The organism is Pseudonocardia sp. DR1-2, assembly GCF_023717215.1.
Classification (GTDB): domain Bacteria; phylum Actinomycetota; class Actinomycetes; order Mycobacteriales; family Pseudonocardiaceae; genus Pseudonocardia; species Pseudonocardia alni.
In genome coordinates this window covers 160,131-175,871 of record NZ_JAMQOF010000001.1, presented here as the reverse complement: position 1 = coordinate 175,871, position 15,741 = coordinate 160,131, and the positions used below count along the sequence as shown (strand labels likewise).

Genomic DNA, 15,741 nt, shown 5'->3' with positions numbered 1-15,741 from the left:
GGCGAGAGCCCCGTCCGGCGGTGTGCCGGACGGGGCTCTCGGGGCGGAGCGGAGGGTGCTTACCAGCCGCGAGCGGCGTAGCGCTGCTCCTCGGGGATGTCGGCGATGTTGATGCCGACCATGGCCTCGCCGAGACCGCGGGAGACCTTGGCGATCATCTCGGGGTCGTCGTGGAAGGTCGTGGCCTTCACGATCGCCGACGCGCGCTGCGCCGGGTCGCCGGACTTGAAGATGCCGGAGCCGACGAACACGCCCTCGGCGCCGAGCTGCATCATCATCGCGGCGTCGGCCGGGGTCGCGATGCCACCCGCGGTGAACAGCACGACCGGCAGCTTCCCGGTGCGGGCCACCTCGGCGACCAGCTCGACCGGGGCGCGCAGCTCCTTGGCCGCGATGTAGAGCTCGGCGGCGTCGAGCGAGGCGAGCCGGCCGATCTCGGCGCGGATCGAGCGCATGTGCCGGGTGGCCTCGACGACGTTGCCGGTGCCGGCCTCACCCTTCGAGCGGATCATCGCCGCGCCCTCGGAGATGCGGCGCAGGGCCTCACCGAGGTTGGTGGCACCGCAGACGAACGGGGCGGTGAAGCTCCACTTGTCGATGTGGTGGGCCTCGTCGGCCGGGGTCAGCACCTCGGACTCGTCGATGTAGTCGACGCCCAGGGACTGCAGGACCCGGGCCTCGACGAAGTGGCCGATGCGGGCCTTCGCCATGACCGGGATGGACACGGCCTCGACGATGCCGGTGATCATGTCCGGGTCCGACATGCGGGCCACGCCGCCGTTGGCACGGATGTCGGCCGGGACGCGCTCCAGGGCCATGACGGCGACGGCGCCGGCGTCCTCGGCGATCTTGGCCTGATCCGGGGTGACGACGTCCATGATCACGCCGCCCTTCAGCATCTCGGCCATCCCGCGCTTCACCCGCGCGGTGCCGTGCTGCGGACCGGCGGTGTCGGGGGTGTTCTCAGCTGCGGACACGGGTGATCGGAGCTCCTCACATGACGGTCGGACTGCGTGGCGATTCTACGTGAGGTCGCGCAGGTGAACGCGGCGGTTCCGGATCGACGATCTCGAAGTACACCGGCTCCGGTGCGGTGCCGTGCAGCCGCAGCATCCGCACCAGCCGCCGGGACCGCAGGGCACGGGTGTCGCGGACGGCGTCGTTGTGCACCCGGCGGGCCAGCACGACCAGTGCCTCGGCATCGGCGAGGTCGTCGCAGGGCCCCGGCCGGCCCGGCCCCCGCCCGACGACGGCGAGCTGCCTGGTCAGGGCGTTCTCCGCGGCCTCGCGGGCGGCGCGGCCCCCGGCCGGGTCCCGGCCGTCCGGGGCCGGAGCGGGCAGTGCCCGCGCGGCGACGGCGGCCTGTCGCAGGTCCGGCGGTGCGGCGGGACCGAGGGCGTCGGCGACGGCGAGCGCGACCCGGGCCCGGGAGTCCAGCGCCGCGGCGAGCCCGGCCCGGGCGGCGTCGACCCGCACGTGCAGCCGGTGCAGGCGCCGGACCCGTGTCACGCACCACAGGGTGAGAGCCGCCACCAGCAGCGTCGCGAGGACCACTCCCCCGGCGACGACGGCCGCGCTCACCGCGCGCCCCCGCGCACGAGCGGCCGTGGCGCGCCGGCGATCGCGGCCCGGTACACACGCAGCACGTCGGAGGCCACGACCGGCCAGTCGTAGCGCTGCGCCCGGTCCCGCCCGGCGGCGGCGAACCGGGCGCGGGCGGTCCCGTCGTCGAGCAGGCGGGTGAGCGCGGCGGCCAGGGCGGCGTCGTCGCCGGGTGGGAACAGTGCACCGGCGCGGCCGTCGTCGAGCACGGCACGGAAGGACTCGAGGTCCGCGGCCAGCACCGGGGCGCCCGCGGCCATCGCCTCGGTCAGCACCATCCCGAAGCTCTCCCCGCCGCGGTGCGGTGCGCAGAACACCGCGACCGAGCGCAGCGCGGCGGCCTTGGTCGCCTCGTCGACCGGACCGAGCAGGTCGATCCGGCCCGCCAGGCCCGGTCCCGCGGCGCGCCGCAGCCGGTCGCCGTCGCCACGGCCGACGACGAGCAGCCGCACGTCCGGGCGCTCGGCGACGATCCGGCGCAGCGCCGCCAGCAGCACCGGCATGCCCTTGCGGGGCTCGTCGAAGCGGCCGACGTAGCCGACCCGCACCGCGGGCGGCAGGTCCAGTGCCGGCCCGTGCGCGAACCGGGCGACGTCGACGCCGTTGGGGATCTCGGTGGCGTCCCCGCCCAGGTGCTCGACCTGGACCCGGCGGGCGGTCGCCGACACCGCGATCCGCGCCGTCACCCGCTCCAGCAGGGGGCGCGCCACGGGTCCGAACGCGGCGAGGACCCGGGACCGCTCGGTGGAGGTGTGGAAGGTCGCGACGACCGGCCCGCGGGCGTCGAGCAGCGCGAGCGCCGACACCGACGGGGTCGTGGGCTCGTGGACGTGCAGCACGTCGAAGTCGTGCGCGGCGAGCCAGCGCCGGGTGCGGTGACGGGTCAGCGGGCCGAACGCGACGCGGGCGACGGAGCCGTTGTAGGGGACGCCGACGGCCCGCCCGGCCGGGGTGACGAACTCGGGCGCGGTGCCGGTCGTCGGGGCCAGCACCTCGACCGTGTGCCCGAGCGCGCGCAGCGCGGCGGCCAGGTCCAGGACATGGCGCTGCACTCCCCCGGCGACGTCGAGGGAGTACGGGCAGACGATCCCGATCCTCATCCCGTGCCGACCGGCTGGAGCATGTGCCAGTCCCACGGGCGGCGGGCGATCATGTCGCCGAACGCGTCGGCGAGGTGCTGGACGGCACCGGGACCGGGCGGGACGGGCGCGCCGACCTCGACGCCCCAGGCGTCGTCGGTGAAGTAGGGGTAGGCCGGGTGGAGCGCGGCGCCGGTGAGCCGGGCGAGCCGCGCAGGGCCGGACGGCAGCCGGGCGGGCCCCCCGAGGAACGTCACGCCGGTCCCGGTGCCGGTCAGGTCGCGGTCGGCGACCAGGCAGACGACCCCGCCGCGGCGCAGCCGCCCGGTCAGCGCGCGGTGTGCGGCGCGGGGGTCGTCGGCGGTCACGACCTCGAACCCGAGCGCGCGCCGGTAGGCGAGGAACCGGCGGAACAGGGCCTCGGGGCGCAGCCGCTGCACGACGGTGGTCAGCGCCGGTTCGAGCCCGAGCCGGTCGAGCTCGCGCAGCAGGTAGAGCCCGGCGAGGTCCCAGTTGCCGGCGTGCGGGAGGGCGAACACGACCCCGCGCCCGGACCGGGTGGACGCCAGCGCACCGGCGACGCCGTGGGCGTGCGGGTGCATCGCGGCGTGCACCGCGGCGGGGTCGAGGCCGGGCAGTGCGAACGCCTCGCGCCAGTAACGGGCGTAGCTGCGCATCCCGGCGGCGACCAGTGCGTCGAGCTCGGCGGGGGTCGCGTCGGGACGGGCCCGGAGCAGGTTGTGCCGCAGCCGTCGTACCCCGGGGCCGTCGCGGCGGACCGCGAGCGCGGCGCCGGCGTCGAACACCCGTGCGGCGACGCCGGCCGGGAGCCGCCCCGCGACCCGCCAGCCCGCCGCGTACCCGGCGGCGCTCAGCGCGTCGGTGGTGCGCGTCCGCAGGTCAGGCACGCGGTGCCTCGCGGGAGCTGTGCCGCACCGCCAGGATCCGCTGGCCGAGGGTCACCGCCGTCCCGATCGCCAGCACGACGAGGGTGACGGTCAGCGCCCACGGCACCCCGATGCCGGACAGGAACGCCCCGACCAGGCCGAGGATGAGCCGTTCGGCGCGTTCGACGAGGCCGCCCTCGGCGGTGAGCCCGACGGACTCGGCGCGGGCCTTGACGTAGGACACGATCTGGCCGCCGACCAGGGCCACCAGCGCGGCGGCACCCGCCAGGGGCTCGGCCCCGCCGGTCAGCGCCCACCAGGCGAGCCCGGCGAACAGGGCGCCGTCGACGATCCGGTCGCAGGTGGAGTCGAGCACCGCCCCGAACGGGGTGCCGTGCCCGCGGGCGCGGGCCATCGCGCCGTCGATCAGGTCGGTCAGCACGAACAGGGTGACCAGCACCGCGCCGAGGGCCAGCCGGCCGGTCGGCAGGAACGCCAGCGAGCAGGCCACGGCCCCGACGGTGCCGAGCACGGTCACGGTGTCCGGGCTGACACCGCGGTCGATCAGGGCCCGCCCGACGGGGTCGGTGAGCCGGTTGACGTGCGCGCGGGCGAACAGGTTCAGCATCGGCGGCTGCGTGCTCCCGTGCAGGACGGCGGCGGTGGGGGACGCTGCCAGCGTAGTCCGACACCGGGTCCGCCCGCCGTCGGCGCGGCCGGAGTCAGCGACGTGGCGGTTCCCACGCCCGCGCCAGCTGGTCACGGGTCTCGGCGAGCAGCTGCGGGATCACCTTCGTCTGCCCGACGACGGCGATGAAGTTCGCGTCCCCGCCCCACCGCGGGACGACGTGCTGGTGCAGGTGCTCCGCCAGCGACCCGCCCGCGACGTGGCCCAGGTTCAGGCCCACGTTGAACGCGTGCGGCGCCGCGACCTTCTTCATGGTCACGACGGCCTGCCGGGTGAACGCCATCAGCTCGCCGGCCTCGGAGTCGGTGAGCCCCTCCAGGTCCGCGACGTGCCGGTAGGGCAGCACCATCAGGTGCCCCGGGTTGTACGGGTGCAGGTTCAGCAGCGCGAACACCTCGTCGCCGCGCGCGACGACGAGGTTGTCCGCGTCCGGGTCCGTCGAGTCGCCCAGGGTGTCCCCCCGGGCGATCCGGCAGAACGGGCAGCCGGTGTCACCGGCGCCCTGGATGTAGGCGAGCCGGTGCGGGGTCCACAGCCGGGCGAAGCCGTCGGGCGTCCCGGTCCCCTCCTGCGGGACCCACTCCTGCTCCATGCGCCGATCCTAGGCGCCGACCCCGAAGCTCTCCGCGGTCGGCGAGGTGTTCGTGCGCGACCGCACCCACTCGATGATCGAGGTGACCGCCTGCTCGACCGGCACCGCGTTGGTCTGCGAGCCGTCACGGAAGCGGAAGCTGACCGCGCCCGCCTCGACGTCGCGACCGCCGACGAGCAGCAGGAACGGCACCTTCTGCAGCGTGTGGGTGCGGATCTTCTTCTGCATCCGGTCGTCGCCGGAGTCGACGTCGATCCGGATGCCCGCGGCGCGCAGCCGGGCGGCGATGTCGCGGACGTAGTCGTCCTGGGCCTCGGTGACCGGGATCCCCACCACCTGGACGGGGGCCAGCCACGCCGGGAAGGCGCCGGCGTAGTGCTCGGTGAGCACGCCGAAGAAGCGCTCGATCGAGCCGAACAGTGCGCGGTGGATCATGACCGGACGCTGCCGGGACCCGTCGGAGGAGGTGTACTCCAGCTCGAAGCGGTCCGGCAGCATCAGGTCGACCTGGATGGTCGACATCTGCCAGTAGCGGCCGATCGCGTCGCGGGCCTGCACCGAGATCTTGGGCGCGTAGAACGCGGCGCCGCCCGGGTCGTCGTGCAGGGTCAGCCCGAAGCTCTCCGCGGCGTCGCGCAGCACCTGGGTGGCCTCGGCCCACGCCTCGTCCGAGCCGATCGACTTGTCCGGGTTGCGGGTCGACAGCTCCAGGTAGAAGTCGTCGAGGCCGTAGTCGCGCAGCAGGTCCAGCACGAACTGCAGCAGGCTGCGGATCTCGTCCTGCATCTGCTCGCGGGTGCAGTAGATGTGCGCGTCGTCCTGGCTGAAGCCGCGGGCCCGGGTCAGCCCGTGCACCACACCGGACTTCTCGTAGCGGTAGACGGTGCCGAACTCGAACAGCCGCAGCGGCAGCTCCCGGTAGGACCGCCCGCGCGAGGCGAAGATCAGGTTGTGCATCGGGCAGTTCATCGGCTTGAGGTAGTAGTCCACCGCGGGCCGCTTCAGCTCGCCGTCGGCGGTGTACTCCGCGTCGAGCTGCATGGGCGGGAACATGCCCTCGGAGTACCAGTCCAGGTGCCCGGACTTCTCGAACAGCGCGCCCTTGGTCGCGTGCGGGGTGTAGACGAACTCGTACCCGGCCGCGGCGTGCCGCTCGCGGGACAGGTCCTCCAGCTCCTTGCGGACGACGCCGCCCTTGGGGTGGAAGACCGGCAGGCCCGACCCGATCTCGTCGGGGAAGCTGAACAGGTCCAGCTCGCTGCCCAGGCGGCGGTGGTCGCGCCGCTCGGCCTCGGCGACGCGCTCCAGGTAGGCGTCGTGCGCCTCCTGCGACTCCCACGCGGTGCCGTAGATCCGCTGGAGCTGGGCGTTGCGCTGGTCGCCCCGCCAGTACGCGGCGGCCGAGCGGGTCAGCGAGAACGCCGGGATGAACTTGGTGGTCGGCAGGTGAGGGCCACGGCACAGGTCCGACCAGACGACGGCGCCGGTGTGGGCGTGCACGTTGTCGTAGACGGTGAGCTCGCCGGAGGAGTCGACCTCCATGACCTCGCCGCTGTCGACGGAGTCGTCGGTCGACTTCAGGTCGATCAGCTCCAGCTTGTACGGCTGGTCGGCCAGCTCGGCGCGGGCCTCGTCCTGCGAGGCGTAGCGACGGCGCTCGAAGCGCTGCCCCGCCTTCACGATCTTCTTCATCGCCGACTCGATCTTCTTCAGATCCTCGGGGGTGAAGGGGGTGTCGACGTCGAAGTCGTAGTAGAAGCCGTCGGTGACCGGCGGGCCGATGCCCAGCTTGGCCTTCGGGAACAGCTGCTGGACGGCCTGGGCGAGCACGTGCGCCGCCGAGTGCCGGATGACGCTGCGCCCCTCCTCGGTGTTCGCCGGGACCGGCACGACCTCGGCGTCGGCCTCGGGGGCCCAGGCCAGGTCGCGCAGGGCACCCTCGGCGTCGCGCACGACGACGATCGCCTCGGGACCGCTGGTCGGCAGCCCGCCCTCCCGGACGCGCGCGCCGGCGGTCGTCCCGGCCGGCACCCGGATCGGGGCGGACGCGGGCGGGGCGGACGGTGCGGACACGGGGGTGCCTCCAGAGGTGGTGCGAACGGATGGACCTCCGATGCTAGTCGGGGGCCGCGAACCGGTTTCGACCGCCGGGAAGACACCCGGCGGGTGCGGGTGTTGCAGCCGTCGTGGTCCCCCTCTCCGTCCTCGACCTGGTCCCCGTGGCCGACGGCTCGTCGGCCACCGACGCGCTGGCGCACAGCACCCGCCTGGTGCGACGGGCCGAGGAGCTGGGCTTCACCCGCTACTGGGTCGCCGAGCACCACGGCATGCCCGGGATCGCCAGCTCCTCGCCGCCGGTGCTGATCGCGCACCTGGCCGGGGCGACCACGCGGATCACCGTCGGCTCGGGCGGGGTGATGCTGCCCAACCACCGCCCACTCGTCGTCGCGGAGCAGTTCGGCACCCTCGAGGCACTGCACCCCGGCCGGATCGACCTCGGCATCGGGCGTGCCCCGGGCACCGACCCCCGGACCGCCGCCGCGCTGCGCGGGACCGGGGCCGACCGGCTGCAGGCCCCGGACGACTTACCCGACCAGCTCGTGGAGCTCGCGGCCTACTTCCGCGGCGACGCCGGTGTGCTCGCCGTACCGGCCGCGGGGAACGCTCCGACCATGTGGCTGCTCGGCTCGTCGGGCTACTCGGCGGAGGTCGCCGGGAGGCTCGGGCTGCCGTTCGCCTTCGCCCACCACTTCTCGGCCGCGAACACGCTGCCCGCGCTGGAGCTCTACCGCGAGCACTTCCGGCCCTCGACGATGCTGGCACAGCCGTACTCGATGATCGCCGCCGCCGTGACCTGTGCCGACACCGACGAGCACGCCCGCGAGCTGGCGCTGCCCTCGGCGCTGCAGTTCCTGCACCTGCGCCTCGGCGATCCGCGCCCGCTGCCCGGCCCCGAGGAGGTCGCGGCCTTCGACTGGACCGACGCGGCCCGGGCGTTCGTCGAGCAGCGCCACGCCGACCAGGTCATCGGCTCGCCGGAGACCGTGCGGGCCGGGGTCGAGGAGCTCGTGGCCCGGACCGGGGTGGACGAGCTGATGGTGACGACCTCGACCTTCCGCGGCGAGGACCGGCTGCGCTCCTACGAGCTGCTGGCCGGCGCCGTCGGCCTGCGTCCGGCGGCCGCGGCCGCCTGACCCGGGACGGGGTGGGGCATGATCGCCGGCGTGAACGACGCCGCCGCCCGCTTCCGGGCCGCGATCGAGGCCGGAGACCTCGACGCGGCCGTCGCCCTCTGCCGCGACGACGTCGAGTTCCGCTCGCCCGTCGTCCACCGCCCCTACCGGGGCCGGGACACGTTGCGTCCCATCCTGGGCGCGGTGTTCACCGTCTTCGGCGGGTTCCACTACGTCGCCGGGTACTCCGGCGACGACGGGCACGTCCTCGAGTTCGCCGCGACCGTCGGGGAGCGCGAGGTGCAGGGCGTCGACGTCCTGCGCACCGACGAGGAGGGCCGGATCCGCGAGCTCACCGTGCTCGTGCGGCCGCTGTCGGCCGCGGTCGCACTACGCGACCGCATGGGCCCGCTCCTGTCCTGACCCGTCGTCGCAGGTCGGCGCCGGGGTTGCCGCCGCCCGGCGATCGACGACGGCCGGTCGTCCCGCCGGATGCGGCCGTCCGGCCGTCCGGCGCTGGGCCGCCCGCGCGTCGTCGCACGCAACCGGCCGTTGCTCGACGCAGTGATCGTGTCGCCTGTGCATCCCTTCGGCCGCGGGCACGATGGTCCGCATGCCGCACCATGATCGGGCGATCCGGTCACGGAGCGCGCCATCACCCCGCTGACGTGCCGACATTCGAGTGACGTCGATCAGGTGGGCACAACGCCGCCCTCCGGTCCCTCGTTGACCCAGCGAACTCGTTGACCGGGTGAGACCACGCCACCGTCCGGCTCCGCCGGCCGTCGACCAGAAGGGAGAGCCGGTTGCCCGCAGGCCCGCCCCCTCCGCCGCGGTCGCGCCGCTCCCCCGAGTCCGACCCCCACCGATCGTCCGGTTCCGGTCGTGCGGTCGACACCGAGGAGCGCCCGACCGGCCGGCACGGCAGCGACCAGGTCGCCCGCGCCGACTCCGGCGCCCCGGCCCGGCACGGCGCCCCCGCCGGTGGACGGCGCGCGCGGTCCGCCGAGCCGGAGGCCCGTTCCTTCGCCGACGTCGTCCGGGCGACCGGGTCGGCCGGGCGTTCCGGCCCGGACGGGGCACGCGGCACCGGGGAGGACGGCGCCACCGGCCGTCGGCGCTCCCGGCGGGCCGGCGAGGCCGCTCCCGCGACCGCCGCCCCCGGTACCGGGGCCACGGCGGACGGCGGCCCCGCACACAGCGCTCCCGCGAACGGCGCCCCCGCGAGGAGCACCCCGGCGAACGGCACCCCTGCGAACGGCTCCGCGGGCAATGGCTCCGCGGGCAACGGCTCCGGCGTCAACGGCTCCGGGGGCACCACGAAGGTCGGGCTGCGCGTGCGCGGCGGCACCGTGCCCCGCGAGCCCGGCAGCACCCCGCCGCCCGGCGCCACCGGCGCGACCCCCGCGGGTCCGCCCGCCCCGGCCGAGCCCCGGCACACCACCGGCCCGCAGCGGCGCCCCGGCGCCGGCGCGCCCGGCCGGTCGGGACCAGCACCGTCGTTCCCGCCCGCGCCGCGCCCCGCCGCGCCCGGCCCGGCACCGGCCGGTCCCCGCCCCGCCCCGGCGGCGCCGGGTGCTTCGGGCCCCGGTCCGCAGGGCGCCGCGCCGCGCCCCGGGCAGCACCCGTCGCTGCCGCCGGTCCCCCGGCCGGCCGTGCCACCGACCGGTGCCGCCCGGCCCGGCCCGGCCTCCGCCGCCACCCCGGCGGCCACCACCGGGGCCACCGGTGCGGCCACCACGGCCGTCGCCGCGCCTTCGGCACCGCTCCCGGGCACGGCGGCCCCGGACGGCACCGGCGCGGCCACCCGCACCGGCCGCCGTCGTCGTCCCGAGCCGGACGAGGGCGCGGAATCCACGACCGACGCCCTGCCCGCACGCGACGGCGGGCGCCGCCGCCGTCCCGGACCCGGCGACGCCGCGACCGCGCTCGCCCCCGCCGCCGAGGCCCCGACCGGGCTCGTGCCCGCCACCGCCCCGCGCAGCGACGGCGGCGCGCCCACCGCCCTGGTCACCGCCCCCGGCGACGGGGCGGACACCGAGTTCGTCGACGCCGCGGCCCCCGGCCCGCGCCGCCGTCGACGCGCCGAGCCCGACGGGCCGTTCGACCGGGTCATCGCACTCGTCGGGCCGGGCGTGGGTGTCGTGCGCCGCCGCCTCGGCATCCTCGACGCCGACCAGAAGGCCGCACTCACCCCCGAGGAGCGGCGGACCCGGCGTCGCCGGCAGGTCGTGTACTCGCTGGTCGGGACGGCCGCGTCGATCGTGCTGCTGCCGCTGCTGCTGCTCGGGCTCGGCTGGCTGCTGTTCCCGATCCCCAGCACCGACGACGCGGTGCAGAACCAGATCGCCACCGTCTCCTACGCCGACGGCGGCCAGCTCGCCCGCCTCGTGCCCGAGCAGGGCAACCGGATCAAGGTCGGGATGGACGCCATCCCGGTGCCCGTGCGCGAGGCCGTGCTGGCGGCCGAGGACCGGTCGTTCTACTCGAACCCGGGCTTCGACTTCACCGGCATCCTGCGGGCCATGGTCAACCAGCTGACCGGCGGCGTCGGCGGCGGGTCGACGATCACCCAGCAGTACGTCAAGAACACCCTGGTCGGCAACGACGCGACGTACTGGCGGAAGTACAAGGAACTGATCGTCTCGCTGAAGGTCTCCGGGCAGAAGTCCAAGGACGAGATCCTCAACGACTACCTCAACGCCATCTACTTCGGCCGCGGCGCCTACGGCATCGAGTCCGCCAGCCTCGCCTACTACGGCAAGCCCGCGGCCCAGCTGACCCCCAGCGAGGGCGCACTGCTCGCCGGGATCATCCAGTCGCCGTCCAACTGGGACCCGGCGAACTCCCCGGACCGGGCGAAGCAGCGCTGGAACTTCGTCCTCGACGGCATGGCCGCCCAGGGCTGGATCTCCCAGGCCGACCGGCAGGCCGCCGTGTTCCCGCAGACCATCGCGCCGGAGAACACCTCGCGCTCGTCGTCGCTGACCGACGCCCGCGGCCACATCCTCAACGCGGTCCGCTCCGAGCTGGGCTCGCTGGGCATCTCCGAGCAGGCGTTCGCCCAGGGCGGCCTCCAGGTGACGACGACGATCGACCCGCAGCGCCAGCAGCAGCTCACCGACTCGGTCGAGCAGAAGCTGCGCGGCGAGCCGGAGCTGCTGCGCACCGGCGCGGTCGCGATCGACCCGCGTACCGGCGGCATCCTCGGCTACTACGGCGGGCCGAACGGCACCGGCCTGGACTACGCCCAGGTCATGAAGCAGCCCGGGTCGACGTTCAAGCCGTTCGCCGTGCTCGCCGGGCTCCTGAACGACCCGCCGATCGGCCTGGGCACCACCTTCGACGGGTCCGAGCGGCCGGGGCTGCGCAACGCCGAGGGCGCCAACTGCCCGCGTTGCGACCTCAAGCAGGCGATGACGATCTCCAACAACGTCGTCTTCACCAAGCTCGCCGCGCAGGTCGGCCCGCAGAAGGTCGCCGACGCCGCGCGCCTCGCCGGGATCACCGCGCCGCTGGAGAACCCCGACGCGCGGCTCCCCCTGGGCAACAAGGAGGTCACGCCGGTCCAGCTGGCGTCGGCCTACGCCACCATCGCCGCGGGGGGTGTCTGGCACGCCCCGCACATGGTGTCCAAGGTCGTCGACTCCGACGGGCGGGTGCTCTACGAGTACCAGCCGGGCGAGGGCGAACAGCGCTTTCCCGAGCAGGTGGCGCGCAACGTCGCCGAGGCGATGATGAACGTCGTCGACAACGACGGGCTGCAGCTGCCCGACGGGCAGGAGGCGGCCGGCAAGACCGGCACCGTCCAGTCCCGCTTCGAGGGCCAGAACAACGACGCCTGGTTCGCCGGCTTCACCCCCGGGATCGCGACGGCCGTGTGGGTCGGGACCGACCGCAACGACCCGATCCAGGACTCCGCGGGCCGCCCGATCAACGGCGCCGACCTGCCCGGATCGGTGTGGAAGGCGTTCATGTCCGACACCGTGCGCGCCACCGGCACGGCCGAGTTCCCGACGTTCAGGCCGATCGGCGAGTCGCCCTCCACCCTGGCGCCCAACGAGCCGACCGCCCCGCCGACGCCGACGAGCACGCCGCCGGCCGAGCCCACGCCGGAGCCGAGCGCGGACCCGGTCGCCCCCACCGATCCCCCGGCCCCGGTCGAGCCGACCGGTGTCCCGGAGACGACCGGCGACCCGGTGCCCGCCCAGCAGGACGACACGCAGCCGGGCGCCGACGCGGGCCGCGCCGCCGACCCGACCGTCGGCTGATCCGCCCCGTTCGCGCCGCGGCCGGGCTACCGTGGACGGGTGACCGGTGACCATCACTTCGAGGTGGTGGCCTGGCGGGCGGACCGCAGGCTCACCCTCTACGTGCCGGGCATCGAGGCGTCGACCACCGTCGACGACCCCCGGCAGGCCGAGGACGCGGTCCGCGACCTGATCGCGGACCTCACCGGCGTCGACCGCGGGGTCATCACCTGCGACATCCGCCTCGGACGCCCCTGGCGGTCCGGGATCTGAGACCCCCCGGTCAGCGGGCCGGCGGCACCAGGATCGTCGCCGCCGCCGCGCAGACCGACTCGGTGAGCGCGTCGAGCACCGTGGTGCTGAGCTTCCAGTGCTGCCAGTACAGCGGGACGTCGAGGTGGCGCTTGGCGTCGAGCAGCACGAGCCGCCCGGCGGCCGCGGCCTCCCGGGCCGGGCCGTCGGTGAACATCCCCCAGCCCAGACCCGCACGGATCGCCTCGTGGTAGCCGTCGGCGGCGGGCACCCGGTGCGCCGGACCGGTGCACGGCCGGTGGGTGAGCCCGCGGACGAACCGGGTCTGCAGCACGTCCTTCGACCCGAAGTCGACCCGCGGGGCGAGCGGGAACGCCTCGGCTGGGTCCCGCCCGGCGAACCACCGGTCGTACACCGGCCGGGCGGCGACGGGCCGGTAGCGGGTCGCACCCAGCGGCCGGACCGCGCAGCCCTGCACCGGTGCCGACGACGTCGTCACCGCCCCGACCACCGAGCCCTCGCGCAGCAGGGCCGCGGTGTACTGCTCGTCGTCGACGTGCAGGTCCAGCCGGACCCCGTGCCGCGCGGCCAGGGGGACCACCGCGGACAGGAACCAGTGGGTCACCGAGTCCGCGTTCACCGCGATCGGCAGGTGCGTGCCCGCGGTGTCGGCGCTGCCGAACCCGGCCTCGACCTCACCCTCCAGCACGGCGATCTGCCGGGCCAGCCGCAGCAGCGCGGCCCCCTCCTCGGTCGCGACGCACGGACGCGTGCGGCGCACCAGGATCCGGCGCGCCTGCCGTTCCAGGGCCTTGATCCGCTGGGACACCGCGGACGGCGTGATCGACAGCCGCGCGGCGGCGGCGTCGAAACCACCCTCCTCCACCACGGCGCTCAGGGTGGCCAGCCGCTCCCGGTCGTACATGAAGCGAATCTACAGTTCATGACGTTCTTTCAGTTCCTGACGTCCTCCTGGCGCGGACGACCTAGCGTCGGCGACGTGAGTGTGCTGGCGGGATTCGGGACGGGACTGTCGCTGATCGCGGCGATCGGGGCGCAGAACGCGTTCGTGCTGCGGCAGGGGCTGCGACGCGAGCACGTCCCGGCGGTGGTGGTGTTCTGCGTGCTGGCCGACCTGGTGCTGGTGACCGCGGCGGTCGCCGGCGTCGGGCTGCTCGTCGACCGCGCACCGGGGCTGGTCGAGGTGGTCCGCTGGGGCGGCGTCGCGTGGCTGGCCGGCTACGGCCTGCTGGCGCTGCGGCGCGCCGTCCGGCCCGGTGCGCTCGACGCCGACCCCCACGGCTCGGCCCGGCCGCTCGTGCCCGTCCTGGGGAGCGCAGCGGCCCTGACCTTCCTCAACCCGCACATGATGCTGGACCTGCTGGTGCTCGGGTCGCTGGCCGCCGCGCACGGCGACGACGGCCGGTGGGCGTTCGGCGCCGGGGTGGTCGTGGCCAGCCTGACCTGGTTCTCCGGGCTCGGCTTCGGCGCGGCGCGGCTCGCGGGGCTGTTCGCCCGGCCGACGGCGTGGCGGGTGCTCGACGGGCTCGTCGCCACGGTGATGCTCGGCCTCGCGGTCGCGCTGGCCGCCGGGTGAGGAGTGGGGGTACAACATCGTCCATGTCCGCCGAGTACGTGCCGGGGCGGCCGCCCGCCGCGCTGCGCGGGCACGTGCTGCGCTACCTCGGCTACCGCGAGCACGCCGCCGCTCCCCTGCGTCGTCGCCAGCCGCCGTCCGCCGGGACCGCGCTGATCCTCGGGCTGCACCCGCTGACGCTGTCCGGGCCGGCCGTCGCGACCGGGTCGGCGGCCGCGTTCGTCGGCGGCCTGAGCGACACCTGGGTGCTGACCGAGTTCACCGGCCCGCAGGCCGGGGTGCAGGTGGACCTGACCCCGGCGGCGACCTACACCCTTCTCGGCGGGCGGGCGCTGCCCGGCGGCACGGTGCCCCGCCTCGACGAGCTCGACGACCCCGTGCTCGCCGCGCTGCCCGCCCGCCTGGCCGCCGAGCCGACCTGGGACGGCCGGTTCGCCCTGGTCAGCGCGCTGCTCGCGGACCGGCTCCTGGACGACCGGGCCCGCCTCCCCGCACCCGAGGTGCGCTACGCCTGGGACCGGCTCAGCGCGACCGCGGGCCGGGTCGGCGTCGCGGAGCTGGCCGCCGAGACCGGCTGGAGCCGCCGCCACCTGCAGTCCCGGTTCCGGAGCCAGGTCGGTCTCGCGCCCGGCACCGTCCGCCGGGTGCTGCGCTTCGCGCGCGCCGCCGAGCTGGTCGGGGGCGGGCGGGACCCGCTCGCACTCGTCGCCGCCGAGTGCGGCTACGCCGACCAGCCCCACCTCTCCCGCGAGTTCCGGGCGCTCGCGGGGATCTCACCCGCCGCGTTCCGCGCCGAACAGTTCCCATTCCTTCACGACGCACCGCCGCGTCCCGGTCAGGATCGTTCGTCATGAGCATCCACCCCACCCTCCGCTACGACGACCCCCGCGCCGCGATCGCGTTCCTCACCACGGCGCTCGGCTTCCGGGAGGTCGCCGTCCACACCGGCGACGACGGCGGGATCGCCCACGCCGAGCTCGCCTGGGACGACGGCGACGACACCGGCCTGGTCCTGATCGGACCGCGCCGCGCCGGGGGCGACCGCTTCGACACCGGTCGGACCGTGATCTACCTGACCTGCGACGACCCGGACGCGGTGCACGCCCGCGCGGCCGCCGCGGGTGCGGAGATCACCATGGCGCCGGTCGACCAGGACTACGGTTCGCGGGAGTGCGCCGTCGCCGACCCGGAGGGCAACACGTGGAGCGTGGGGACCTACCGGCCGGGGCGTCCGTGACCGCACGCCACCCGGACCCCGCCGACCCGCTGCCGTGGCTGCGGGCGATCTGCCTGTCCCTGCCCGAGGTGACCGAGAAGCAGAGCCACGGGTCGCCGTCGTGGTTCGTGCGGAGGATGTTCGTCTCCTACGCCGCGCACCACCACGGCCACCCGCACCTGGCGTTCTGGTGCGCCGCGGCGCCGGGCGTGCAGGCCGAGCTGGTCGCCGAGGACCCGGCCCGGTTCTTCCGGCCCGCCTACGTCGGGCACCGCGGCTGGCTCGGGGTGGTGCTCGACGGCACCGGCCCCGACGCCGCCGACTGCGACGAGGTCACCGAGATCGTGACCGACGCGTGGCGCTGCGTGGCCCCGGCCCGGCTGGCCGCCCGGCTCGACAGCTGAC

16 protein-coding genes are annotated in these 15,741 nt (G+C 75.4%); 8 read left to right on the top strand and 8 right to left on the bottom strand.

Annotated elements, in window-relative coordinates; translation table 11 throughout:
- Positions 1-59: 59 nt before the first annotated feature.
- The 7 genes from pdxS to thrS form a co-directional block, all read right to left on the bottom strand.
- Positions 60-977, bottom strand: coding sequence for a pyridoxal 5'-phosphate synthase lyase subunit PdxS (gene pdxS / locus ND486_RS00805; RefSeq protein WP_073574636.1), 918 nt, complete (start codon positions 975-977; stop codon positions 60-62).
- A 16-nt stretch (positions 978-993) separates the two neighbouring features.
- Positions 994-1,581 (bottom strand): NUDIX hydrolase, encoded by a 588-nt coding sequence (locus ND486_RS00800; RefSeq protein WP_251782332.1) that lies wholly within the window; start codon positions 1,579-1,581, stop codon positions 994-996.
- On the bottom strand, positions 1,578-2,702 hold the full coding sequence (locus ND486_RS00795; protein WP_251782331.1) for a glycosyltransferase family 4 protein: 1,125 nt from the start codon (positions 2,700-2,702) through the stop codon (positions 1,578-1,580). The genes ND486_RS00800 and ND486_RS00795 overlap by 4 nt, the downstream gene beginning before the upstream one ends.
- The gene (locus ND486_RS00790) at positions 2,699-3,589 is read right to left on the bottom strand and encodes a phosphatidylinositol mannoside acyltransferase (protein WP_251782330.1); all 891 of its coding nucleotides are present in this window, start codon (positions 3,587-3,589) and stop codon (positions 2,699-2,701) included. The genes ND486_RS00795 and ND486_RS00790 overlap by 4 nt, the downstream gene beginning before the upstream one ends.
- A complete protein-coding gene (gene pgsA / locus ND486_RS00785; RefSeq protein ID WP_208823641.1) occupies positions 3,582-4,196 on the bottom strand; it encodes a phosphatidylinositol phosphate synthase in 615 nt (204 codons plus the stop codon). The genes ND486_RS00790 and pgsA overlap by 8 nt, the downstream gene beginning before the upstream one ends.
- Before the next feature lie 94 nt (positions 4,197-4,290).
- Positions 4,291-4,848 (bottom strand): HIT domain-containing protein, encoded by a 558-nt coding sequence (locus ND486_RS00780; RefSeq protein ID WP_208823639.1) that lies wholly within the window; start codon positions 4,846-4,848, stop codon positions 4,291-4,293.
- Between the two features lie 9 nt (positions 4,849-4,857).
- Positions 4,858-6,921 carry a threonine--tRNA ligase gene (thrS, locus tag ND486_RS00775; RefSeq protein WP_251782329.1) on the bottom strand — a complete coding sequence of 688 codons (2,064 nt, stop codon included), beginning with the start codon at positions 6,919-6,921 and terminating at the stop codon, positions 4,858-4,860.
- Between the two features lie 113 nt (positions 6,922-7,034).
- Here thrS and ND486_RS00770 point away from each other — a divergent pair, with 113 nt between their 5' ends.
- From ND486_RS00770 to ND486_RS00755, 4 genes are all read left to right on the top strand, one after another.
- Positions 7,035-8,042: an LLM class flavin-dependent oxidoreductase gene (locus ND486_RS00770; RefSeq protein WP_251782328.1), complete on the top strand. Its 1,008-nt coding sequence runs from the start codon at positions 7,035-7,037 to the stop codon at positions 8,040-8,042.
- Between the two features lie 30 nt (positions 8,043-8,072).
- Complete coding sequence (locus ND486_RS00765; RefSeq protein WP_251782327.1) at positions 8,073-8,444, top strand: nuclear transport factor 2 family protein; 372 nt, start codon at positions 8,073-8,075, stop codon at positions 8,442-8,444.
- 383 nt (positions 8,445-8,827) lie between these two features.
- Positions 8,828-12,292, top strand: coding sequence for a transglycosylase domain-containing protein (locus tag ND486_RS00760; RefSeq protein WP_251782326.1), 3,465 nt, complete (start codon positions 8,828-8,830; stop codon positions 12,290-12,292).
- Positions 12,293-12,331: 39 nt separating this feature from the next.
- Positions 12,332-12,544 (top strand): hypothetical protein, encoded by a 213-nt coding sequence (locus ND486_RS00755; protein WP_062395739.1) that lies wholly within the window; start codon positions 12,332-12,334, stop codon positions 12,542-12,544.
- A gap of 10 nt (positions 12,545-12,554) precedes the next feature.
- Here the strand turns inward: ND486_RS00755 and ND486_RS00750 are convergent, their stop codons facing one another.
- On the bottom strand, positions 12,555-13,448 hold the full coding sequence (locus tag ND486_RS00750; RefSeq protein WP_251782325.1) for a LysR family transcriptional regulator ArgP: 894 nt from the start codon (positions 13,446-13,448) through the stop codon (positions 12,555-12,557).
- Between the two features lie 75 nt (positions 13,449-13,523).
- On the opposite strand from ND486_RS00750, the gene ND486_RS00745 reads away from it, so the two are divergent.
- Genes ND486_RS00745 through ND486_RS00730 form a run of 4 tightly spaced genes read left to right on the top strand, consistent with a single transcriptional unit; the run spans position 13,524 to position 15,740 of the window.
- Positions 13,524-14,120, top strand: a complete 597-nt coding sequence (locus ND486_RS00745) for a LysE/ArgO family amino acid transporter (protein WP_251782324.1) — start codon at positions 13,524-13,526, stop codon at positions 14,118-14,120.
- 23 nt (positions 14,121-14,143) lie between these two features.
- Positions 14,144-14,974 (top strand): AraC family transcriptional regulator, encoded by an 831-nt coding sequence (locus tag ND486_RS00740; protein WP_251782323.1) that lies wholly within the window; start codon positions 14,144-14,146, stop codon positions 14,972-14,974.
- A complete protein-coding gene (locus ND486_RS00735; protein ID WP_251782322.1) occupies positions 14,971-15,357 on the top strand; it encodes a VOC family protein in 387 nt (128 codons plus the stop codon). Before ND486_RS00740 ends, ND486_RS00735 begins: the two co-directional genes overlap by 4 nt.
- Positions 15,354-15,740: an MmcQ/YjbR family DNA-binding protein gene (locus tag ND486_RS00730; protein ID WP_251782321.1), complete on the top strand. Its 387-nt coding sequence runs from the start codon at positions 15,354-15,356 to the stop codon at positions 15,738-15,740. Before ND486_RS00735 ends, ND486_RS00730 begins: the two co-directional genes overlap by 4 nt.
- The last annotated feature ends 1 nt before the right edge of the window (position 15,741 follow it).

Bases quoted from the DNA above. Each gene is read 5' to 3' on its own strand.
- ND486_RS00780 (WP_208823639.1), bottom strand. From the start codon at position 4,848: ATGGAGCAGGAGTGGGTCCCGCAGGAGGGGACCGGGACGCCCGACGGC.
- ND486_RS00740 (WP_251782323.1), top strand. From the start codon at position 14,144: ATGTCCGCCGAGTACGTGCCGGGGCGGCCGCCCGCCGCGCTGCGCGGG.
- pgsA (WP_208823641.1), bottom strand. From the start codon at position 4,196: ATGCTGAACCTGTTCGCCCGCGCGCACGTCAACCGGCTCACCGACCCC.
- ND486_RS00750 (WP_251782325.1), bottom strand. From the start codon at position 13,448: ATGTACGACCGGGAGCGGCTGGCCACCCTGAGCGCCGTGGTGGAGGAG.
- ND486_RS00795 (WP_251782331.1), bottom strand. From the start codon at position 2,702: ATGAGGATCGGGATCGTCTGCCCGTACTCCCTCGACGTCGCCGGGGGA.
- ND486_RS00735 (WP_251782322.1), top strand. From the start codon at position 14,971: ATGAGCATCCACCCCACCCTCCGCTACGACGACCCCCGCGCCGCGATC.